Origin of the sequence: Streptococcus sp. HCA-5024, from assembly GCF_037890265.1 — a bacterium.
In the GTDB taxonomy this organism is placed as follows: Bacteria; Bacillota; Bacilli; order Lactobacillales; family Streptococcaceae; genus Streptococcus; species Streptococcus lingualis.
Window position 1 is genome coordinate 220705 of the sequence record NZ_JBBKBR010000001.1, and the last position, 22528, is coordinate 243232.

General features: G+C 40.6%; 19 protein-coding genes. 5 read left to right on the plus strand and 14 right to left on the minus strand.

Annotation, left to right across the window (positions count from 1 at the left end; translation table 11 throughout):
* Positions 1–79 precede the first annotated feature (79 nt).
* From WKT08_RS01200 to WKT08_RS01225, 6 genes are all read right to left on the minus strand, one after another.
* Complete coding sequence (locus WKT08_RS01200) at positions 80–550, minus strand: 8-oxo-dGTP diphosphatase (protein WP_340279583.1); 471 nt, start codon at positions 548–550, stop codon at positions 80–82.
* 26 nt (positions 551–576) lie between these two features.
* Entirely contained in the window at positions 577–1008 is a 432-nt protein-coding gene (locus tag WKT08_RS01205; RefSeq protein ID WP_340279584.1) for a hypothetical protein, read from the minus strand.
* A 499-nt stretch (positions 1009–1507) separates the two neighbouring features.
* The gene (locus tag WKT08_RS01210) at positions 1508–2131 is read right to left on the minus strand and encodes an NAD(P)H-dependent oxidoreductase (protein WP_340279585.1); all 624 of its coding nucleotides are present in this window, start codon (positions 2129–2131) and stop codon (positions 1508–1510) included.
* 12 nt (positions 2132–2143) lie between these two features.
* Complete coding sequence (gene uvrB, locus WKT08_RS01215) at positions 2144–4132, minus strand: excinuclease ABC subunit UvrB (RefSeq protein WP_215194472.1); 1989 nt, start codon at positions 4130–4132, stop codon at positions 2144–2146.
* A gap of 1114 nt (positions 4133–5246) precedes the next feature.
* On the minus strand, positions 5247–6059 hold the full coding sequence (locus WKT08_RS01220) for a hypothetical protein (RefSeq protein ID WP_340279586.1): 813 nt from the start codon (positions 6057–6059) through the stop codon (positions 5247–5249).
* A 1-nt stretch (position 6060) separates the two neighbouring features.
* Positions 6061–6771 (minus strand): ABC transporter ATP-binding protein, encoded by a 711-nt coding sequence (locus WKT08_RS01225; protein WP_049505934.1) that lies wholly within the window; start codon positions 6769–6771, stop codon positions 6061–6063.
* Between the two features lie 159 nt (positions 6772–6930).
* On the opposite strand from WKT08_RS01225, the gene WKT08_RS01230 reads away from it, so the two are divergent.
* Together WKT08_RS01230 and WKT08_RS01235 are read left to right on the plus strand one after the other, a co-directional pair.
* Positions 6931–7602 carry a response regulator transcription factor gene (locus WKT08_RS01230; protein ID WP_118095237.1) on the plus strand — a complete coding sequence of 224 codons (672 nt, stop codon included), beginning with the start codon at positions 6931–6933 and terminating at the stop codon, positions 7600–7602.
* Positions 7587–8663, plus strand: coding sequence for a sensor histidine kinase (locus WKT08_RS01235; protein WP_003001732.1), 1077 nt, complete (start codon positions 7587–7589; stop codon positions 8661–8663). Before WKT08_RS01230 ends, WKT08_RS01235 begins: the two co-directional genes overlap by 16 nt.
* A 102-nt stretch (positions 8664–8765) precedes the next feature.
* On the opposite strand, the gene WKT08_RS01240 is transcribed toward WKT08_RS01235, so the two are convergent.
* The gene (locus WKT08_RS01240; protein ID WP_340279587.1) at positions 8766–9704 is read right to left on the minus strand and encodes a CPBP family intramembrane glutamic endopeptidase; all 939 of its coding nucleotides are present in this window, start codon (positions 9702–9704) and stop codon (positions 8766–8768) included.
* Between the two features lie 261 nt (positions 9705–9965).
* On the opposite strand from WKT08_RS01240, the gene WKT08_RS01245 reads away from it, so the two are divergent.
* On the plus strand, positions 9966–12149 hold the full coding sequence (locus WKT08_RS01245) for an amino acid ABC transporter substrate-binding protein/permease (protein WP_340279588.1): 2184 nt from the start codon (positions 9966–9968) through the stop codon (positions 12147–12149).
* Positions 12149–12889 (plus strand): amino acid ABC transporter ATP-binding protein, encoded by a 741-nt coding sequence (locus WKT08_RS01250; RefSeq protein ID WP_014713432.1) that lies wholly within the window; start codon positions 12149–12151, stop codon positions 12887–12889. Before WKT08_RS01245 ends, WKT08_RS01250 begins: the two co-directional genes overlap by 1 nt.
* 89 nt (positions 12890–12978) lie before the next feature.
* On the opposite strand, the gene WKT08_RS01255 is transcribed toward WKT08_RS01250, so the two are convergent.
* The 7 genes from WKT08_RS01255 to WKT08_RS01285 form a co-directional block, all read right to left on the minus strand.
* Positions 12979–14721, minus strand: coding sequence for an ABC transporter ATP-binding protein (locus WKT08_RS01255; RefSeq protein ID WP_340279589.1), 1743 nt, complete (start codon positions 14719–14721; stop codon positions 12979–12981).
* Entirely contained in the window at positions 14718–16445 is a 1728-nt protein-coding gene (locus tag WKT08_RS01260) for an ABC transporter ATP-binding protein (RefSeq protein ID WP_340279590.1), read from the minus strand. Before WKT08_RS01260 ends, WKT08_RS01255 begins: the two co-directional genes overlap by 4 nt.
* A 116-nt stretch (positions 16446–16561) precedes the next feature.
* Entirely contained in the window at positions 16562–17761 is a 1200-nt protein-coding gene (locus WKT08_RS01265; protein ID WP_003007574.1) for an MFS transporter, read from the minus strand.
* 58 nt (positions 17762–17819) lie between these two features.
* The gene (locus WKT08_RS01270; protein ID WP_340279591.1) at positions 17820–18557 is read right to left on the minus strand and encodes a DUF1003 domain-containing protein; all 738 of its coding nucleotides are present in this window, start codon (positions 18555–18557) and stop codon (positions 17820–17822) included.
* A gap of 68 nt (positions 18558–18625) precedes the next feature.
* Positions 18626–19972: an asparagine--tRNA ligase gene (gene asnS, locus WKT08_RS01275; protein WP_340279592.1), complete on the minus strand. Its 1347-nt coding sequence runs from the start codon at positions 19970–19972 to the stop codon at positions 18626–18628.
* 148 nt (positions 19973–20120) lie between these two features.
* Positions 20121–21299, minus strand: a complete 1179-nt coding sequence (locus tag WKT08_RS01280; RefSeq protein WP_340279593.1) for a pyridoxal phosphate-dependent aminotransferase — start codon at positions 21297–21299, stop codon at positions 20121–20123.
* 16 nt (positions 21300–21315) lie between these two features.
* The gene (locus tag WKT08_RS01285; RefSeq protein ID WP_037607928.1) at positions 21316–21729 is read right to left on the minus strand and encodes a cell wall elongation regulator TseB-like domain-containing protein; all 414 of its coding nucleotides are present in this window, start codon (positions 21727–21729) and stop codon (positions 21316–21318) included.
* A 291-nt stretch (positions 21730–22020) separates the two neighbouring features.
* Here WKT08_RS01285 and WKT08_RS01290 point away from each other — a divergent pair, with 291 nt between their 5' ends.
* Complete coding sequence (locus WKT08_RS01290; RefSeq protein ID WP_003001765.1) at positions 22021–22467, plus strand: MarR family winged helix-turn-helix transcriptional regulator; 447 nt, start codon at positions 22021–22023, stop codon at positions 22465–22467.
* Positions 22468–22528: the final 61 nt, after the last annotated feature.

Genomic DNA, 22528 nt, shown 5'->3' on the forward strand with positions numbered 1-22528 from the left:
GCAGATTCAAGCACGAATAGAATATTCTTTCTTCTTTTACCTTACAAGCAAAAAAAGCTAGATCCCTCTAGCCCTTTGCTTAAAATCTTAATTTTTCCCAATCATCGTCTGTCCGTTTGCGATAATAGAACTCAGACAAGTCCGGGTCTTCCATCACTTCCAGCAGAGGAAGCATGTCATAGGATAAATCCAACTTTTCTAATTGGTCTTTCTTAACCCAAGAAACTTCTCCTTCTTCAGATGATCTGAGTTGGCCTGAGAATCTTGTTGCCTTGTAGCAAAAGACAATATAGCGGCCTCCATCGTCTAATGGCCAATCTTTGACTGCGACGAGTTTTGGATCTGCAATTGTCAGTCCTGTCTCTTCGTAAACTTCACGAATGACGGATTCTGCAAGACTTTCACCTTCCTCGATATGACCTCCAGGAAAGGCATAGCCAGACCATTTCTTGTAACGCTCTGGCGAGCGGTATTGGAGGACTACTTTTCCATCCTTAGGATCTTCTACCAAACAAAGATTAGTAAGTACAGTAGATGTTGCGCGTGACATAAATTTCCTTTCTATGATATTAACAATTAATCAATATAAACCTTCTTTTGTATCTCTTTCTTCATCACAAAGGGATTTACCAGCTCATGGTATTCATCAAAAATATCCAAAAGAAAGCCTCTCTCAAAGACAATGGTCTTCTCTTTTAACGAATATTCCGAGTGAATTGTTACCGGACCATGGCCATCAAAGGTAAAGAACAACTCAATGAAAAATACCAGAATCACCATAGCAAAGAGACTCAAAAGAACACTAACAAGGTTCTTCCAATTTGGAGTATGTTTTCGATAGAAACGATACCAAATGTGACTAATAGCCGTCACAGCTCCTAGATACAGCCAGGGATTCCACAGGAGCGGTGTAAAGGCATAACCATAGAAGCTCAATATAAAGTTCACAAGAACAAAAAGCAACAGAATCAGATACAGGATCCGAAACATGTTCAAATACTTTCTCATGTTTGGTCTCCCCTTCGTAATAATTGGATTAAACTGGATCTCCTAAAGAAACATCAACAGAAAATGATAACCTAACCGGAGCCAATGATCAATTAGAGGCGCATCCGGATCATTTTTTTTACTATCTAAAAATAGACTTAGCGATAATAAAAGTAAGCTAAGAGCTATAACTATTCTAAGAACGAATCTCATACCGCCAAGAGCAAAAGAAACTATAGAACCAATTAGTGGTAAAGGGGAAAATATAAATGCCACTAAGCCGAAATAGATCTTAACCAATGATAAAACCAATAAACTATAAACGACAATCTTCGTAAAAAGAGAGACCCTTTTATCTTCTCTTTTCAGTTGTGAAATGGAATAGATGACATAGATCATATACATAAATAGAAACATATTTATTTACCCTATTTCCTATAGATTTTATTCCTATTTTATCCAACATCCGTTAAGAATACAACCGCTTGCCTGGACATGTCCAACAAAGACGAGGACAGGATCAGAGTTTCTTCACTTCTGCTGCTACCTTTTGAAGATGCTTCTCTCGCATGCTAGCGGTGTTCACATCCCGACCGACTTCTCCCAAGATGGAGACGCGCTTGGTTTTAATCCCACAGTGGTTCAAAACTGCATTCTTCAAAACAGAGATACCATAACTATCTGGAATGTTGAGAGGGCCTGAAAAAATCTTGTACCACCAGGTAGGTGCCATCGAAGTTGCATAAATACTGGCTGTTTTCCCTTTGAGCAACTTCTTGAATTGCTTGCCTCTGAGGTAATTCCAGATAAAGCTGCCCTGATCATTAGCCGAGTAAGCAATCCCAGGTGTGAAGACCCGATCAATCCAGCCCTTCATGAGGCTCGGCATACTGCTCCACCAGATGGGATAGACAAAGATTAGGTGGTCCGCCCACTGGACCCATTCTTGAGAACGAAGGATAAAGGAATCTTCCTCCATCCGCTTTCGATAACCGTAGCGAAGGACCGGATCAAAACCCTCTTCATTGAGATTGATCACTTTAAGCTCGTGGCGATTGGAGTCAATAGTTTCGACAATGGTTTGAAAAATAGCCTGACAGTAACTTTCCTTATCCGGGTGTCCATTGATGACTAAAATCTTCATTCTTCCCTCCTACTAATCCAAAGCCTTGACTTCCAACATCATATCGCGGATTTGGGCTGCTAGTTCAAAGTCAAGCACTTCGACGGCTTCTTGCATTTGGCCTTGCAGTTTCTTGACCAGTTCCTTGCGCTCTTGGCGGTTGAGACTAGTGATATCCACTTCCTTGTCCTCTTCTTTGGCTACCGCCTTGGTAACAGAGATGAGGTCACGGATTTCCTTCTTGATGGTTTGTGGCACAATGCCATGCTCTTTATTATAAGCCATCTGGATTTTCCGACGACGGGCCGTTTCATCGATAGCTTTTTGCATAGACTGAGTCATAGTATCTGCGTACATGATCACATGACCCTCACTATTACGGGCAGCACGACCGATGGTCTGGATCAGCCCCCGTTCGTTACGGAGGAAACCTTCCTTGTCAGCATCAAGGATAGCAACTAGACTGACTTCTGGTACGTCAATCCCTTCACGAAGAAGGTTAATACCGACCAAGACATCAAAAACGCCCAAACGCAAATCACGGATTATTTCCGTCCGCTCCAAGGTCTTAATGTCCGAGTGCATGTATTTGACCTTGACCCCCATTTCCTTGAAATAGTCGGTCAAGTCTTCTGCCATCTTCTTGGTCAAGGTAGTGACAAAGGTCCGCTCTCCACGTTCTACACGCGCATTGATCTCACCCAAGAGATCGTCCATTTGTCCCATGGTCGGACGCACTTCCACCTCAGGATCGAGTAGACCTGTCGGACGAATGATCTGCTCGATGACGGTATCGGTTTGTTCCATCTCATAATCACCCGGGGTCGCTGACACATAGACAATCTGGTGGACATGGCTTTCAAACTCCTCCCGACGCAGTGGCCGGTTATCCAAGGCAGACGGCAAACGGAAACCATAGTTGACCAGCATTTCCTTGCGCGAGCGGTCTCCATTGTACATTCCCTTGATCTGTCCCATGGTCATGTGACTTTCATCGATCATGATGAGAAAATCTTCTGGGAAGAAGTCAAGAAGGGTGTAAGGTGGCTCTCCCTCACTCCGGCCATCCATGTGACGAGAGTAGTTTTCGACGCCATTGGTGTAGCCCATCTCCCGTAGCATTTCAATATCGTACTCTGTCCGTTGTTTCAAGCGTTGAGCTTCCAAGAGCTTGCCTTCTTTCTCAAAGACCTTCAACTGCTCCTCAAGTTCCGCCTGAATCTTGGCAATGGCCACTTCCATATGGTCATCATTGGTCACGAAGTGAGTAGCTGGGAAAATGGCCAAGTGGTCCACATCTCCTAAAACCTGGCCCGTCAAAGCTTCGATCTCACGAATCCGCTCAATCTCATCCCCAAAGAACTCCACCCGGAAGGCATGCTCATCACGCGAAGCTGGGAAAATCTCCACCACATCCCCACGAACACGGAACTTGCCCCGTTGAAAGTCGATGTCATTGCGCTCAAACTGGATGTCCACTAAGTCATTGAGTAGTTTATCACGAGAAATTTCCAGTCCGGGACGCAAGCTAACTACGCTATCGGCATATTCCTTCGGCGAACCCAAACCATAAATACAAGAGACAGAAGCCACAACGATGACATCGTTACGCTCCAACAAAGCTGAGGTTGCGGAGTGACGAAGCTTATCAATCTCATCATTGACCGAACTATCTTTTTCGATATAGGTATCGCTCGACGGCACATAGGCTTCTGGCTGGTAGTAATCGTAGTAAGATACGAAGTACTCGACCGCATTCTCTGGAAAGAATTCCTTGAACTCCCCATAGAGCTGGCCTGCTAGGGTTTTATTGTGGGCGATGACCAAGGTCGGTTTATTGACCTGGGCAATGACCTGGCTCATAGTATAGGTCTTCCCCGTACCAGTTGCCCCCATCAAGATTTGGGCCTTTTCGCCACCTTCGATGTTATCCACCAACTGTTCAATGGCCTGCGGTTGATCCCCAGACGGTTGGTATTTGGATACTAGTTTAAATTTGTTGTCTGTTACTCGATTAATCATCTCTTTGTCCTCACATATATAGACCTTATTTTACCATAAATCATTAGAATTCTCTGAGATGAGGAATGAAGAGAGAAGACAACATGTTACAGAACGATCCATTAAATTGGTACATGAGCGAATTACAATCTAATTAATTGGACACGCATTAGCATAAAAACTAAACAAGACTCTCGCAATTACTTCGAAAGTCTTGTCTTTTATTCTAAAACCATGCAATACGTAACAAGAGGCTGGGACAAAAGTCATAGCCTCTTAATTGTTTTTGGATTGTCGAACAAGATGCAGGGGTTGAGTGGGCTCTACTACGCTGATTTCATCAGCTTTTACAGCCCTACTCAACTGTGCGGAGGTGGGCGACGAAATCGAATTCTAACGAATTACCGATTTCTGTCCCACTCTCCCAAAATTAGAAAAGTTTGCTCATCAGTATCATTTTTATTTACTACTTAACTTCTTGGTTCCTTACCAAGAGGTAGAGAGTTGCTCCAAGTGAGCATACAAGTCCAATAACGTACGTACAGAGTTGCAAATAGGAAGCTCTCCCTAATATTGTATCTGCAACAATATTATAAAATAGGTAACTAGTCAATGGTTCCACTACTCTTTCTATGAATGGTTGTACTAAAATAGGAAATAGCAATAAAATAGCTAAACTCCCCATTGGACTTTTGAAAAAATAACTTAAAAAGTAAGAAATCAAAAAGTATTGGATGGAGCCAATCAAATAGAAGCTGAAAATTTCTAAACTGACACCATTTTCGCTACTAAAAAATGAAACCATATAAGCAATACAATGAAATACAAGGTTGATTGTAGTACTACATCACATAACTCTACGAACAGGATCCTAATTGAACTTAAGATCCTTTTTCCACTTACCAAATAAACTAGTTTTGTTTCGTGTGATTGTAACTCAACAAATGCATTAACACACCCTATACTAACAGAGAGCATTGAGGCAAAAACAAGAGCTTGCTTTATAGATAATTGTACAACAGTATCATTGATTGAAACTGGTAACACACCGAAGAGACACACAAAACCTATCAAAAGTGACTGTATAGCTATCTGGTACTTTACGGGTTTTAAACTATATTTTTTGACGATAAGACTAAATAATATTCTTGCCATTCTTCCTCCTCATTCGAATCATTTCTACAACCATTATGAACACCAAGAACAAGATCCCTTCTACTACTAAAAGTGTAAAGCCGTAAAATTGGCTCGTTTGAGTCCCTTCAATTCGGCCAAAAGCAAATGACTTTGCTCCAATCAAAGGCAATAGATTCTCTATGTTAGAAGAAAGTCCTCTTAGAACACCTGATAAAGTGATTACCAATAATAAAACATCTGCAATTAATGAAGTCATTGATTTTTTCGTTACTATTACGAAAAGTAAAGCTAATAAAGTAAGAACGATTGCAAATATCATAACTCTTACCGTGACATCTAAGAACAATGTCAATTCTAAATAATTCTTTAAAGTTGAATCTAGAAAAATGAGTAAAATAACAGCATTTACTATAGAAAATACTAAAGTAGCAAGTAACGATAAGACAACCGAACTTGCAATAAAACCAGTAAGACGAACTTTCCAGTTAGGAATCAATAACTGAGTAAAACTATCATCACCAAATTGGTAATGGGTTGAATAAACAAGTGAAACCAAGATTGGTAAGAAAATAACACTTGCTTGGTAGGGGGAAGATAAAAGAGCATCCCTGACTGTATAGACTGGATTAGATGATAACATAGACGGATCAAGGTTAACTGCTTGACCATTTCCTTCCACTAAAGCATTTATCACCTGGATATTTTGAATTGAAAAAAATATGCTGACTCCTAAAATAAGAAAAAAAGTAATTTTAAAAGTAGGTAAACTACTATATTTATAAAGGTCACTAAAAAAGGAACGCTTCAACATACTATTCACCTTCTTTCCCTTCGAGCGCCTTAAAATATGCTTCCTCAAAAGATCCAAACTGTTTCAAAATATCTTTTGTAGGAGCATCAATAACAATTTTCCCATTAGAAATACCAACCAGATGATCTACAGTTAATTCTAACTCACTCATATAATGACTTGTCATTAATACAGTTTTACCTTCATTGACAAAAGACTGCAAAAAATTGCGTACCCAGCGTATTCCTTCTGGATCTAGTCCATTGATTGGTTCATCTAAAATTAAGATGTCAGGATTTGCTAATAAGGCTGTTGCTAAACCAAGACGTTGCTTCATTCCTAATGAATAGTCTTTTACTTTTTTATTTTTAGCTTCACTTAACCCCACCAACTCTAAACATTCGTTGCACCTATTTTTGTCAACGCCACAAGCCAAGCCAATCCACCGAAGATGCTGAAATCCGGTTCTTGTTGGATAAGGTTGACAACTATCTAGGAATGATCCACAAATACAAAAAGGATTATCCCCCAATTGAGAGTATTTTTTTCCATCGATCAAAGCCATTCCCATTTGACTATTTTCTAAACCAAGTAAAATTCTAATTAAAGTTGATTTTCCAGATCCATTCGGTCCAATCAATCCGGTAATCTCACCTTTCTTGGCTTTGAAAGACACGTTTTGAAGGACAATTTTATTATTATATTCCTTATGTAGCTTTTGAATTGTTATCATTCATTCTTTTTCCTTTCTGACTTTTAGTGAAAATCCATCTTCACTTGGAGCAAGTATAACAGGAGAAAATCAGGAAATTCTCAGAATAATTATTTTTTTTCATTTCTAACAAATTGCATTCTAGATTTGCTATAATATGCTCATATAATTGGAGGAACTATGAAGTATAAAATTTTAGCCATTGACGATGATGAAAAAATCTTACGATTAATAGCGAATACATTAAAAGCGAACAACTTTCACGTGGAAACCCGTAAAAATATAGAGGAGATTAATATCTGTGACTTTACTGGATTCGATCTAATTTTACTTGACGTCATGATGCCTATTTCTGGTTTAGAAATCTGTCGTTCCATTCGTTCACAAATTGCTACTCCAATCCTATTTCTAACCGCTAAAGATTTTGAAGAAGATTTACTAAATGGAATACAAGCTGGGGCAGATGATTACATCACAAAACCATTCAGCATTAAAGAATTAATTGCAAGAATTCAAATGCATCTTCGTAGAGAAGAAAGATCACACCATTCCTCTAAAGAAGAGATGGAGTCAAATATAACTTTTTATCGAGATAGTCAAGAAGTTTATTATCAATCAAAGAGAATTTCATTGACCAAGAGAGAGTTTGATTTACTTTATCTTTTAGCAAAAAATGAGAACCGAATATTTAGCATAGAAGAACTTTACAATTACCTCTATCCTGTAGACTCTGACGCACAACTACGATCCATCACTGAATACATCTATCAAATTAGACAAAAATTTAAGATTCATCAAATTGATCCAATCAAAACCGTTTGGGGAGGAGGATACAAATGGAAAAAGAATTGACAATCAAGCAACTCATTAAGCGTACCTACCTTAAAATCATTTGGCAATTTCTTCTATGTCTGATACTTTTTTACATAGTTCCAGCTCTTCTATCTTCTGTATCTGGAATTAATGAGAAAAATGTCAATCGCTTTGCTTTATTTTTTAGCGTCAGTTCTTGGATTTATCTTTGCATCATTTTAATTTTTATCATTGTAATAAATATTAGACAATTATTAACCAAGATTCAAAAAGAAATGAACATGGTTTATCATAGTGGACTATATTTCACCAAAAATGAACATCACCATTTGCAGATTAAAGAATTCATTGAAACAAACGATCTGATTGAAAAAATGCAATCTGATATAAAAAATAGAATTCAAAATGAAAAAGATCAAAAAAAAGAACTCATGTTTCAAGTATCTAGCGCTGCACATGATCTTCGTAGCCCTCTAACTGTTATCAGAGGAAATGCTGAATTCTTACAATCCACTGAGCAAACACCTCAAACAATGGAATGTCTAAAAGATCTTGAGCAAGCAAGCATTCAGTTAAACGATTATTTTAACCACTTTATCCAATATTCCAAAACCTTTTACGACCATGATATTCAACTTGAAAATATATCGATTCAACAATTAACTCATCAATTGAAGGAACATATTACTCCGTTACTCCCTAGAAGTACACAATTTGTTTTTTCAAATACAGTAACTCCATCAACACAAATTGCCATTCATTCCAATCTATTTTTTCGAGCAATCACCAATATTATTAATAATGCAATACAACATCAAAAAGAAAATGATGCAAAGATCCAGCTAACAATGTCACAAGAAAATAATCGATTAGTTCTAACCATATGGAATAATCAATCTACTTTTTCAAAAAATGTATTACACCATGCTGGAAATCTTTTCTATAAAGAGGACCAAGCAAGAACACCCTCTCAAGAAAGTCACTTTGGACTTGGTTTATCTTTCGTGAAACGCGTCATGAAACTTCATAATGGAACTATGCATTTAGAAAATATTCATAATGGTGCACAAGTCAAGCTAATCATTCCCATTATTATATAGAAAAAGCCGAACTCATCAATATGTGTTCGACTCAGAAGGCAGACAAACGTCATTTTTGGTGTTTGTCTTTTTCATATATGACTTTCAGACATTACACAGAGGTTAGTCATCAAACTTTTCTTTCCTCTCCCCTAAGCGATAGACAATCACTAGGGATACAAGAAGAACCAGAGTGGTGATGATTGATCCTTCTGCTCCAAATGCCCCTCCGGTCAACCAATCAGGTCCATCTCCCATGGTAAAACTAAAGATAGACGCATCTGCGCCTGTGCCACTGACTTGAAAACCAAGGAGATTTCCTTGTACATAGTTCCAAGTGCCGTGTTGGGCGACCACTAGCCAGATACTATCCGTATAGATAAAAAGCAGACCAGCTAGCACTCCATCGAGGATGATATTCAGAACGGATAAGAAGGTCACTCCTGCATTTCCCATATGCAGAATGCCAAAGAGACAACTAGAAATCGCGATCGCTAAAGGCAGATTAGTTCTTGCAGCAATCCGAGTCAGAAGCCAACCTCGCGTCGCTACTTCTTCCGTCCCCCCTTGCAGAAGCCAAAATGGAAATAATCCTAGGATAAAAAGCAAGGGCTCTAAACTGAGCTCATTTAACACAAAAGACCCGATGCCACTTACTTGGTAGACAAGCGCGATCACTCCCATTTGAACAAGTGAAATCATGATCCCCCAGACTAGATACTTGAGCCAATTTCTTTTTACAAAGCCTAAGCTTGATAAAGCATTCTTCTCTATGACCTTCACCCAAAAAATAAAGAGAAATAGTATGATTACAAAACTGAAAAGCTCATAATAGAGAAGATAATGGTAGAAAAATTCTTGAATACTTGCTGTCCCATTTCCTGGTGAAAAGAAGTCCACTAGAAAACCGATCCCTAAGGAAAATGGTCCTACAAGTTCACTCCCAATCCAAAGTCCCCCTTCAATAAAGAAGGAGGCTAAAAATATATAAAATAGTGTAGAAACAAAAACTGACACAGAAGTGTTCGTTTCGATCCCTTGAATAATTTTCCCTTTCTCCATCACCAATCTCCTTAACTTGTTAGGTTCATTGTAGCAAAGAAAATCCAGAGCTGCAACATTATTTGATGTTAGAAAACCTAACATCAAAACTGGATTTTTCTTGCAAAGCAAACTATTTTCTGATATAATAGCTCTTGTAGAAAAACATAAGACCATTCATACTCGTTTTGGTATGAATGATTTGTTTTTTTAAGGCCATCCTTTGGTCAATGTGCTCATGGGTCAAAACCCCAAAGAGAAAAGAATTAAAAGGAGACAGAAATGAAGAAAAAATTACTAGCATGTTTGCTTTTCTTATTTCCATTCGTTGCATTCGCTGGTCATGCTCATGCTGAAACGATCAAGGTCGTTTTTGACACAGCATATGCACCGTTTGAATTTAAGGATTCAGATCAAACCTATAAAGGAATTGACGTAGAGATCTTGGACAAGGTCGCTGAAATCAATGGCTGGGATTTGGACAAATCCTTCCCGGGATTTGATGCAGCGGTCAATGCAGTACAAGCTGGTCAAGCAGATGCCATCATGGCCGGGATGACCAAAACAACCGAACGTGAAAAAGTCTTCACCATGTCTGATACTTACTATGATACAAAAGTTGTCATTGCGACTAAAAAAGCTGACAAAATCACGAAGTACAGCCAATTAAAAGGGAAGACAGTCGGTGTTAAAAACGGAACTGCAGCCCAACGTTTCCTCGATAAAAACAAGGACAAATACGGCTACAAGATCAAGACTTTTGATACTGGCGATCTCATGTACAACAGTTTATCAGCTGGTGCGGTTGATGCGGTCATGGATGACCAACCTGTTATTCAATATGCCATTCAAAAGGGTCAGGACCTAGCTATCAATATGGACGGAGAAGCAGTCGGTGGCTTTGCCTTTGGTGTTAAAAAAGGTGGCAATCATGAAAAGTTGATCACTGAATTTAACAAGGCTCTCGCTCAAATGAAAGCTGATGGAACACTTGATAAGATCATCAAGAAATGGACTGGTGAAAGCCAATCATCAAGTAACAGTGCCGTTCCAGAAACAACTACTCCTACTGGTCAAAAAGCAACTCCTAAAAAATCAAAATATAGCATTTCAAGTGACTCATCTTTTGCACCATTTGTCTTCCAAAATGGAAAAAATAAATACACAGGGATTGATATGGACTTGATCAAGGCTATTGCCAAAGACCAAGGATTTACTATCGAGATTGACAATCCTGGATTTGATGCTGCGGTAAGTGATGTTCAATCCGGCCATGCGCAAGGAATGATCGCAGGGATGACTGTGACAGATGCTCGGAAAGAAACATTTGATTTTTCTGAACCATACTACACGGCCAATTCTATTCTAGCCGTTCAAGAAAGCAGCAAGATTGATTCATATGATGACCTAAAAGGAAAGACAGTCGGTGTTAAAAACGGTACTTCCTCACAAAACTTCCTTGAAGAAAACCAAAAGAAATATGGTTACAAGATCAAAACGTTCTCTGACGGAGCTTCTATGTACGATAGTTTGAATTCTGGTTCTGTCGCAGCGATCATGGATGACGAACCTGTTATCAAATACGCTATTAAACAAGGACGTAAATTCAAAACACCTATCGAAGGAACTCCAAGTGGTCAACTAGCATTTGCCGTTAAGAAGGGTGAAAATCCTGAATTGATCGAAATGTTCAATAACGGTCTTGCAAACTTGAAGAAAAGTGGTCAATACCAAAAAATTCTCGATAAATACCTTAAAGCAGATAGCAAGTCAAGTACTTCAAGTACAACAGCAGATGAAACAACGATCTGGGGCTTGCTTCAAAACAATTACAAACAATTGTTAAGTGGTTTGGGTGTGACTCTTGCCCTTGCACTTCTCTCTTTCGCCATTGCTATGGTGATCGGTGTTATCTTTGGGATGTTTAGTGTTAGCCCTTATAAGTGGCTCCGCTGGACTGCTGAAATCTTTGTCGATGTTATTCGTGGGATCCCACTTATGATCCTCGCCGCCTTCATCTTCTGGGGAATTCCAAACTTGATTGAATCGGTCACAGGTCATCAATCCCCAATCAACGACTTTGTCGCAGGTACTATTGCCCTCTCTCTCAATGCTGCTGCCTATATCGCAGAAATTGTCCGTGGGGGGATCCAAGCTGTACCGATTGGACAGATGGAAGCCAGCCGAAGCCTTGGAATCTCTTATGGTAAGACCATGCGCAAGATCATCTTGCCACAAGCAACCAAACTCATGCTTCCAAACTTTGTTAACCAATTCGTCATTGCCCTGAAAGATACGACTATCGTATCTGCGATCGGATTGGTAGAACTCTTCCAAACTGGTAAGATCATCATCGCTCGAAACTACCAAAGTTTCAAGATGTATGCGATCCTTGCCGTCTTCTACCTCGTGATTATCACCTTGCTAACACGATTTGCAAAAAAATTAGAAAAGAGGGCTAACTAATGGCTAAATTAAAAATTGATGTCCATGACCTCCATAAATACTACGGTGAAAATGAGGTCCTAAAAGGAATTTCAACAAAATTCTATGAAGGGGATGTGGTCTGCATTATCGGACCATCCGGTTCTGGTAAATCGACCTTCCTTCGTAGTCTCAATCTCCTCGAAGAAGTTACAAAAGGTCAAATTACAGTTAATGGATATGATCTAACCGATCCAAAAACCAATGTCGATTTGGTCCGTGAAAATGTCGGGATGGTTTTCCAACACTTCAACCTCTTCCCTCACATGAGCGTCCTTGAAAACATTATGTTTGCACCAGTAGAGCACAAACTAATGACCCGTGAAGAAGCTCAAAAAGTGGGGATGGAATTGTTGGAAAAAGTTGGACTCGCAGATAAAGCCGATGCCAATCCGAACAGCCTTTCCGGTGGTCAAAAACAACGTGTGGCTATCGCACGTGGACTTGCCATGAATCCAGATATTATGCTCTTTGACGAACCTACTTCTGCCCTTGACCCTGAGATGGTTGGAGATGTATTGAACGTTATGAAAGAGTTGGCAGAGCAAGGCATGACCATGATCATCGTTACCCACGAGATGGGATTCGCCCGCCAAGTAGCCAACCGCGTCATCTTCACCGCAGACGGTGAATTCCTCGAAGACGGCAAACCAGACCAAATCTTCGACAACCCCCAACACCCACGCTTGAAAGAATTCTTGGATAAGGTTCTAAACGTTTAAAAAATAGTGGTTTTTGAAGCATCTAGCAATTTTGCTAGATGTTTTTTAGACCCAAAAAAGCATTTTCAAATCTGAAAATGCTTTTCATTTTAACTAATTTGTTGCTGAGCAGTCTGCATCTTATAGTACACACCTTGCGCTTGCATTAGCTCTTCATGAGTGCCATGCTCAACAATATCGCCATCCACCATGACAAGGATCATATCAGCATTTTGAATGGTCGATAAGCGGTGAGCAATGATAAAGCTGGTCCGCCCCTTCATGAGCTGATTAAAGGCATCTTGAATCAAGACCTCAGTCCGAGTATCGATGGAAGATGTCGCCTCGTCCAAGATTAAAATCTTAGGAACTGAAAGGAAAACCCGCGCAATCGTTAAGAGTTGGCGTTGACCTTGGGACAAAGACTCTCCAGCATCTGAAAGATAAGTATCATACCCTTGTGGCAACTGCCGAATGAAGAAATCTGCATTGGCTGCTTTGGCTGCTTCTATGACTTCTTCTCTAGTTGCATCTGGACGAGAAAAGGCAATATTTTCATGAATCGTCCCGACCTTGAGCCAGGTTTCTTGCAAAACCATACCAAACTGTTGGCGGTAAGAAGCACGGGTGTAGTCCGTAATTGGCACTCCATCAATCGTGATCTCTCCAGAATTAACAGGGTAGAAACGCATGAGCAGATTAATTAAGGTCGATTTTCCTGCTCCAGTAGGCCCTACAATGGCAACCTTACTGGCGGCTGGAACCTGAATGGTTAAATCTTTGATCAAGGTCCGCCCCAAATCATAGCCAAATGTGACGTGTTCAAAACCAATCGCACCTTTAACATCCTGACTTTCCAGGACCCGTTGACCCGTCTCTTCGACCTCAGCTTGATCCAAGACGCTATACAAGCGCTCTGCGCAGGCAAGGGCACTTTGGAGTTCTGACAAGACAGAGGAGATGTCATTAAAGGGCTTGGTGTATTGATTGACATAATTGAGGAAGGTCACCAATTGACCAACGGTAAAGTGAGATCCCGAAATAATGCGTACAGCACCAAATCCAGCCACTACTGCATAAATCAAGGCATTCACAAAGCGAGTGGCAGGGTTGACAGTTGAAGAATAAAATACAGCGGATTGGGAATAATTGGCATAGCTTTCATTAGTCCCCTTAAAAGCCTCACGGAATTGATCCTGAGCATTAAAGGACTGGATCAAACTTTCCTGGGTCAAGGACTCTTCGATCAACTGCGTTTGAAGACCACGCGCCTTGGTCTGCTTTTGGAAAAGCGTATAAGAACGCTTGGCAATAAAACGAGCAATCACCAGGGATAAAGGGGTCAAGACCAGAACCGCCACCATCATAAAGAAATCCAATTCTGCCATGGTCACGATAGTGACAAGAATGGTTAAGAGGCCAACAAAGAACTGGTTAAAGACCATCAGAAGACCACTGTTGAGTTGCTCTACATCGGTCGTGAGGCGACTGACGAAGTCCCCGCTCCCTTGTTTATCTAGATAAGACAAGGGCAATCGGTGTACTTTTTCCATCACTTCTGCTCTTAGGCTTTGGCTAAAACGATAGACCAATTGATTGTAGACAAGAGGATTGATCCATTGGATCAAGGTATTGGCCACAATGACCAGAACCATTTGGATCAAAACAGGCCATAAGACTTTCATCCCTTGAGGATTGATGACTAAATCAACCGCATGTCCGATCAGGATCGGTAACCAGACCGTTAAGGCCACTTGAGCGATGGTTCCAAGACTAGCTAGAATCAGGAGCCCGGGATGGTTGGCAAAATCTCTAAACAGACGTTTTACATAACTAGAACGTTTTTGACTCATGCTTCCTCCCTCCCGTGTTGTGAATAATGAATTTCTTGATAAATCTCATTGGTAGACAAAAGGAAATCATGATTTCCCAGTCCTACTTGATGACCCTTGTTCAAGACTAAAATCTGATCAGCAGACTTGAGACTATTGGTTCGTTGAGATACTAGGATCAAACTCGTATCACTCAATTCTTCTTTTATCGATTTTAAGAGACGAGCTTCCGTCAAATAATCCAAGGCAGAAGTTGAATCATCCAAAATCAAGAAAGGATCCTTCTTCAAAAGGGCACGCGCAATGGTCAACCGTTGACGTTGGCCTCCTGAGAAATTTCGACCAAAGGCTTCCACTGGCTCATCGAGTTGTCCTTCTTTTTCACGGACAAAATCAGCTGCCTGAGCTGTTTCTAGTGCCCACCACAAATCATCATCCGATAGATTTTCTTCCATCCCTAGTAAGAGATTCGAGCGGATAGTCCCTCTAAAGAGCTCTGCCTTCTGTGGAACAACAGCTACCCAGTCCCGCCACTCCTTGAGAGTTTTAGGAGAGTGAGCTTGATGATAGAGGGCTAATTTTCCCTGACTCACAGTATACAAATGACTCAATAACTGAACTAGGGTAGACTTCCCAGATCCTGTACCACCGATAATTCCCAACATCTGTCCATGATCCAGATCAAAGGAAATATCTTCTAGTGCTGGGCTTGAAGCCGTTGGATAAGTGAAAGAAACTTTCTCTGCGCTGATCGCTTCTTGCTCTCTTGCAGTTTCTTCTGGCAAAGCTTCTAAGAGGTCTTCTTCCTTCAAATCGAAAATCTCTTGGACACGCTTGGCTGAAATATAGCTGACATTTAAAGACGTGACCAGCATAGCCAGTTTGATCAATTCTGTTAAAATTTGTAATAAATAATTGACCAAAGCGACCAACATCCCTTGGGTTAGAAGGCCAGCAGAGATATTCAATTGTCCTTGCCAAATAACACAAACCAAGGTCGTATTGACCACAAGGAATGTCAAGGGACTCACCAAACTAGACCAGATACCAGCGCGAATTTGCCAGATCTTGTAGTCCTGATTGACCTCTCTAAAATCTTCTAATTCACTAGCATCTTGTCCAAAGGCCCGAATCACCCGTATCCCTTGAAATTGCTGACGCGTCACCGTGACCATTCGGTCTGTAATTTTACGAATCTTGGCAAAAAGAGGATTGACAATCCGAGACATGATGACAATAATCAGGGTTAAAATCGCCACCATCCCCAAGAACCAAAGAGTGAGTTTAGGACTGATGGTGAAGGCCATGATGATAGAACCAAAGACAATAATCGGTGCTCTCAAAAAGAGGCGCAAGAATTGGTTGATCCCAACCTGGATTTGATAGGTATCAGAAGTAAGACGGGTTACCAAACTAGAAGTACCGATCCTATCGCGCTTGTCCTTTGGAAGCGATAAGATCTTCTCATACAAATCTTTGGTCATCTCGCGGGTAAAGCCGACAGCTGCTTTAGAAGAAAAATACTGGGCCGTAATGGCTACGACGACCCCAAAGCTCGCAAATAAAAACAAAACACCGACCGTCATCACCACTGCGCTCGTTTCCTTTTTCGGAATGACCTGATCGACTAAGTGGGCGATGATTAAGGGGACACACAATTCAAAAATAGCTTCTAAAAGTTTAAACGCGGGCCCTAGAAAAGTTTCCCATAGATAGCCCTTAAAATACTTCAATAATGATTTCATACGACTCGATTCTTTTTAAATAGGATATACCTATTTTACCACAAATTCTTAAGATGAAAAAACTCCCCCTACAGAGCAGAGAGAGTTGAATACTGACCAGATGAAGGTCAGAAATCTTATTCCTTCTTTGTTACCTTGCTTAAGGTCTTACCCATTTTCCCCAATCCAATCATTAGTAGTGGGAAAGAAAATAGTGTTATAAGGCCTAATACAAGAAAGACTGCTACAAAGCCACAACTATCAATGAACCAACCAGTCAGTGGGAAAATGACAATCATAGATAGACTAAACATCATGGAATTGATACTCAGCATCGTTGCTCGTACACTAGATGGCAGATAAGCTTGTAAATCATTGTAGTAGATGGGTTGATAAACTGCATAAAGGGCATTGGTCAAGAGATAGACACTCAGATAGGCGAATGGGGTCTTTACACCTACTAAAAGCAAGGCCAACCCTGTCAGTGCAACTAGAATCGGAAAGACTTGATTACTATTCCATTTTTTCCCGATTTGACTGGCCAAATAAACCGCTAGGAGATTGAATCCACTACCAATTAACATGATGAGCGAAACTTGCCAACTAGCTAAGTCACTAATTTTCTGTTGGTAGTAAAAATAAAACATACACATGATGGTCCCTACCAACTGATAGATGAGCATCCAGTAAAATAAGACTGGTTTTTCCAGCCATTCTTGTTTCACTACCTCCAATATCCGCTTTAAGGTCAAATGATTTCTTTCATCACTCTTGCTCTCTGGCTCCTTCATCAGAAAGATCAAAAGAATAGAAAGCAAGGAAAGCCCAATAGCAATATAATAGGTCCAAGCCAATGCTCCGTGAATAAAGAAGCCTGCCACGACTGTACCTAACGTTCGGGTGACTTCGGCCACACCAGACAAGAAGCTAGAAATCTGAAGATAACGGTCTTTTTGACCTGCTTCTACCGCTGAATCAAATAAGAAAGCTGTACTAGTCCCCGAGTCAAAATTATAAGACCAAGCATTGACCATCATAGCAATCGCATAGATCCAAAAGTTCCCCTGACCAAATAAAATCAAGATAGAAGATCCAATACTGGACAAGCGAGCCAAATAGAGATTGGTCTTGTAGCTAAAGCGATCGGCTAACATACCAGATGGGATCTCACACAAGAGACTCGTCCCATGAAAGATACTCTCTAATAAACCAATCTGAAGCAAAGAAAGACCATTTTGAATAAAAAAGAGAATCCAAAAACTGGTGATTCCAAAATAAGATGTAAATTCCAAACCTGCTAGGAGTGAAATATTGCGTTTGTAAGTTCTTTTAAACATTGTTTTTCCTCTTTCAATAGATTATATAAGTGTTTCTAAAAGACTTACTTAGATTTGCCTACATTTTCTCCACCTCCTTCATTCTTGCTTGATTCAGTTCTTGACGCAATTGGGTCACTTGATTAGACAAGGACACCAACAATTCGGTTTGCAACTTTTGAATTTCCAGTAAATCCGTCTGGTCTTGCTGCACCATATGATCAATCTTCGTATGCAACAAGCGAATTTCCCGTTCAGACTCCATATTGACGTTAAAGTCATTTCGCGCTTGCAGGCGATCATAATCTGCTGCCCTGTTTTGGCTCATCATGATCAAAGGAGCTTGAATCGCCGCAATCGTAGAAAGTGCTAGATTCAGCAAGATGAAAGGATAAGGGTCAAAATTCCAGCCAAAGGGATGCAAGACATTGATCAACATCCAGATAGCCATCATCATGATGAAGCTAATAATAAAGGTCCAAGAACCACCGAAGCGCGCAACCGAATCCGCCACACGCTGACCGAAGGTATAGCTGGCTGTCAAGCGGTCTTCAACGTTAAAGGGACGCTCGCTTTCGGGCATGACAGCTGTTACCTGCTGTTTAATCGCATCATTTTTATCATTGGCACGATCAATAATCTGACCTAGATAATCCATACAATATTGGCTCAAATTTTTATACGTGATAAAATCATCCATTTGACTTTCCGGGTAGGATGTCTTGAGCATCTGTTGAATGCTATGGTCTAGATCTGCGATCAAAGACCCCTGACCATCCTCGTATTCTTTCCCATCAATGATGTCTATTTTCAGCATTGAGTTTCCTTTCATAGTTTTTTGAAGCAGATAAAAGTGAAAAACGCCTAATGGCGTTTTTACGTCTATTAAGGTTTGATACGGTGCAACATACGTGGGAATGGAATGGCTTCACGGATGTGTTTTGTACCAGCCGCGAAGGTTACCATCCGTTCAATCCCAATACCAAAGCCACCGTGTGGGACTGTACCGTATTTACGAAGATCAAGGTAGAATTCATACTCTGTACGATCCATGCCAAGTTCATCCATTTTTGCAACAAGGGCATCGTAGTCTTCCTCACGCATAGAGCCACCGATGATTTCTCCATAGCCTTCTGGAGCAAGCAAGTCTGCACAAAGCACGCGCTCTGGATTTCCAGGAACTGGTTTCATGTAGAAGGCCTTGATAGCTGCTGGGTAGTTCATGACAAATGTTGGCACACCAAAGTGGTTTGAAATCCAAGTTTCATGTGGTGAGCCGAAGTCATCACCATGCTCAAGATGCTCGTAGTCAGCATCTTCATCATTTTCATGCTCTTGCAAGAGATCAATGGCTTCATCGTAAGTGATCCGTTTGAATGGCTCCACAATATAGCGTTTCAAGAGCTCTGTATCACGTTCCAAGGTTTCCAAGGCTTGAGGTGCACGGTCCAAAACACCTTGTAGAAGAGCTTTGACATAAGCTTCTTGCAAGTCAAGTGATTCATCGTGTGTCAAGTAAGAGTACTCAGCGTCCATCATCCAGAACTCAGTCAAGTGACGGCGAGTCTTAGATTTTTCAGCACGGAATACTGGTCCAAAGTCAAAGACGCGACCAAGGGCCATAGCACCAGCTTCGAGATAAAGCTGACCTGATTGGCTCAAGTAAGCTGGTGTTCCAAAGTAGTCTGTTTCAAAAAGTTCTGTAGAATCTTCTGCCGCATTTCCTGAAAGAATTGGGCTATCAAACTTCATGAAGCCGTTCTTATCGAAGAACTCATAAGTTGCATAGATGATAGCATTACGGATTTGCATGACAGCAACTTGTTTGCGTGAACGCAACCACAAGTGGCGGTTGTCCATCAAGAAGTCTGTCCCGTGTTCTTTAGGAGTGATTGGGTAATCTTGAGATTCACCGATCACTTCGATGTCTGTAATATCCAATTCGTAACCAAATTTAGAACGCTCGTCTTCTTTGACAATACCAGTCACAAACACTGATGTTTCTTGGCTCAAGCGTTTGATGGTATCAAATTTTTCAAGCCCCACTTCTTCGCCGAATTTTTCGATAAAGTTTGGTTTAAAAGCCACACCTTGGAAAAAGGCAGTCCCGTCACGCAATTGCAAGAAAGCAATTTTTCCTTTACCTGATTTGTTGGCCACCCAAGCACCGATGGTCACTTCTTGACCAACATAGTCTTTTACTTCGATGATAGTAATCCGTTTTGTCATCATTCATCTTCCTTTTCTCGTTAAACTTGTCCGAAGACATTATCTTCTTAATTGTATCATAAAAAGGCTTTCAGTGCTAGGCTCTACCTGTGAAAACCAGATTTTTTTTAAAGAAAAAGATCCTCAGCTCATTACTAAGGATCTTGCGATTTTATTTTTCCATAAAGGCCTTGAGTCGGCGAACAGCCTCTTTCAGGGTGTCCAAATCTGTCGCATAAGACAAGCGAATATTTTCAGGGGCACCAAAGCCAGCTCCCGTTACTAAAGCAACCTCTGCTTCTTCTAAAATTGCAGTGGTAAATTCCGTCACATCCGTATAGCCCTTCATCTCCATGGCCTTCTTGACATTTGGGAAGAGATAGAAGGCTCCTTGAGGTTTGATGGCTTCAAAACCAGGTACTTCATTCAACAAAGGATAAATAGTATTCAAGCGTTCCTCAAAAGCTTGACGCATGATCTCAATAGAAGATTGGTCTCCTGTGAGGGCTTCGATTGCGGCATATTGGGAAACGGTTGTTAAGTTGGAAGTTGTTTGGCTGATCACCTTGGCCATAGCTCCGATAATCTCAGAATCTCCTACAGCAAAACCAACCCGCCAACCAGTCATAGCATAGGTTTTAGAAACTCCGTTAATCACGATGGTTTGCTTGCGAATCGCTTCTGATAAGCTAGAAATGGGCGTAAAGGTATTGCCATTGTAGACTAATCGCCCGTAGATATCGTCTGCCAAAATCAAGATATCATGCTCGACAGCCCAGTTTCCGATTGCTTCGAGTTCTTCTTTACTGTAGATCATTCCTGTTGGATTGGATGGCGAATTCAGCAAGACAACCTTGGTCTTGTCTGTCCGTGCTGCTTCCAATTGCTCTACCGTTGCCTTGAAGTGATTTTCTTCTGTTGTTTGGAAAGTAACAGGTGTGCCTTCTACCATCTTCACCTGGTCTACATAAGAAACCCAGCAAGGGGTTGGAATGATGACTTCATCACCTGGATTGATGACAGAAGTAAAGAAGGCATAGATGATAAACTTAGCACCAGTACCGACCACAACCTCATTTCGATTCACTGTATAGCCATAAAACTCTTTCATGTAGTCGCTAATGGCATCCTTCAATTCTGGAAGTCCAGATGCGACCGTATAAAAGCTAGCGCGACCATCCTCGATCGATGCGACTGCTGCTTCTTGAATATTTTTTGGAGTCGCAAAGTCAGGTTGACCCAGGGTCAAACTTAAGATATCACGACCTTCTGCTGCCAAAGCTTTGGCACGCGCATTTGCAGCCAAGGTCACACTTTCTTCCATTTCCAATACACGATTTGATAATTTCATATTTCCTCCTCAAATCTTAAAAAACACCGGTGACTTTCCCAGTCTTGAAATCCACCACATAATAAGAGCTCCCAACCTTGACTTCCCAGATCGGTTTGCCTTTAAAGCGTCCAAAAGTTACCCGATCAATAGCGTCCTGACTCTTCTCTTTGACGACGGAAGCTGCCTTTTTGGAACTAACTCCTTCTTTCAAAGGGTAGGTATAGACTGCATCATCCGCCTGCGCCACCAAGACCGCTAGTTCTTGCCCCTCTCGGTCCTTGCCAATAAAGGAAAGATAGGCTTCTTTGCCATGAAAGAAACTATCCGTCTCAATGGTCGCAATCGAAGAGTGAGACAGAGCTATTTTTCTTGCTTGTGCAATCTGATCCTGCAAGCGATCAGAAGTTTTTTCAGCAAGAAATAGCCAAGAAAAAAGGACCGTCAACACTAAGATACAGATTCCTATTATATGTTGCCATACTATAAAAAGATTATTTTTCTGTTTCACTCCCTCATTATACACCAAAGCCACCTAGAATTCTATAGATTTTCAAGAAAGAGTTGTTACTAATATTTCATACCTGTTACAATGTTTTAGTATAAAATTGTTTGATAAGCAAAGTAAAATTAACACCTTTGCTATCATTTGTTCATAGTTTAATAAATTTGTCACAATTTTGTAACTAATTTGAAAATAAAATTAAACGACAGAAATACTATTTATTGATAAAATATAGATATGGAAAATTTAAAGAGATTATTCAAAGAAGCAAACGTAGATTTAAAAACCATGATCGTCTTCCACAAGGCAGAACGATTGATCCGTGCGTCTGAGGCTCATATCTTTAAAAAGCACCAGTTGACACCAACTCAATTCTCTGTACTTGAGACCTTGTACAGCAAAGGCGATCTTCGCATTCAAGATCTGATTGATAGCATTCTTGCGACCTCTGGAAATATGACTGTGGTTATTCGCAATATGGTCCGCGATGGTTGGATTACACGCGAAACCGATCCAGAAGACCGCCGTGCTTATCTTGTATCTATTACAGATGCCGGTCGTAAAAAGATCGAAGAAGCTCTTCCAGATCATATCAAAAATATTCAACGCTTGATGCAAGTCTTTAATAGCGGCGAGCAAGCTGAGTTGACAGAACTCTTGAAGAAATTCAAACATATCGCCTAAGCCTACTGCTCAAGACGATTCTGACTCCAAAATCCTCTATTTTGGAGTTTTCATCGTGTAT

Coding starts and splice junctions, on each gene's coding strand:
- WKT08_RS01265 (WP_003007574.1), bottom strand. CDS start 17,761: ATGTTTAAAAGAACTTACAAACGCAATATTTCACTCCTAGCAGGTTTG.
- WKT08_RS01225 (WP_049505934.1), bottom strand. CDS start 6,771: ATGATAACAATTCAAAAGCTACATAAGGAATATAATAATAAAATTGTC.
- WKT08_RS01250 (WP_014713432.1), top strand. CDS start 12,149: ATGGCTAAATTAAAAATTGATGTCCATGACCTCCATAAATACTACGGT.
- uvrB (WP_215194472.1), bottom strand. CDS start 4,132: ATGATTAATCGAGTAACAGACAACAAATTTAAACTAGTATCCAAATAC.
- WKT08_RS01260 (WP_340279590.1), bottom strand. CDS start 16,445: ATGAAATCATTATTGAAGTATTTTAAGGGCTATCTATGGGAAACTTTT.
- WKT08_RS01255 (WP_340279589.1), bottom strand. CDS start 14,721: ATGAGTCAAAAACGTTCTAGTTATGTAAAACGTCTGTTTAGAGATTTT.
- WKT08_RS01205 (WP_340279584.1), bottom strand. CDS start 1,008: ATGAGAAAGTATTTGAACATGTTTCGGATCCTGTATCTGATTCTGTTG.
- WKT08_RS01245 (WP_340279588.1), top strand. CDS start 9,966: ATGAAGAAAAAATTACTAGCATGTTTGCTTTTCTTATTTCCATTCGTT.
- asnS (WP_340279592.1), bottom strand. CDS start 19,972: ATGATGACAAAACGGATTACTATCATCGAAGTAAAAGACTATGTTGGT.
- WKT08_RS01240 (WP_340279587.1), bottom strand. CDS start 9,704: ATGGAGAAAGGGAAAATTATTCAAGGGATCGAAACGAACACTTCTGTG.
- WKT08_RS01280 (WP_340279593.1), bottom strand. CDS start 21,299: ATGAAATTATCAAATCGTGTATTGGAAATGGAAGAAAGTGTGACCTTG.
- WKT08_RS01235 (WP_003001732.1), top strand. CDS start 7,587: ATGGAAAAAGAATTGACAATCAAGCAACTCATTAAGCGTACCTACCTT.
- WKT08_RS01200 (WP_340279583.1), bottom strand. CDS start 550: ATGTCACGCGCAACATCTACTGTACTTACTAATCTTTGTTTGGTAGAA.
- WKT08_RS01230 (WP_118095237.1), top strand. CDS start 6,931: ATGAAGTATAAAATTTTAGCCATTGACGATGATGAAAAAATCTTACGA.
- WKT08_RS01270 (WP_340279591.1), bottom strand. CDS start 18,557: ATGCTGAAAATAGACATCATTGATGGGAAAGAATACGAGGATGGTCAG.
- WKT08_RS01290 (WP_003001765.1), top strand. CDS start 22,021: ATGGAAAATTTAAAGAGATTATTCAAAGAAGCAAACGTAGATTTAAAA.
- WKT08_RS01220 (WP_340279586.1), bottom strand. CDS start 6,059: ATGTTGAAGCGTTCCTTTTTTAGTGACCTTTATAAATATAGTAGTTTA.
- WKT08_RS01210 (WP_340279585.1), bottom strand. CDS start 2,131: ATGAAGATTTTAGTCATCAATGGACACCCGGATAAGGAAAGTTACTGT.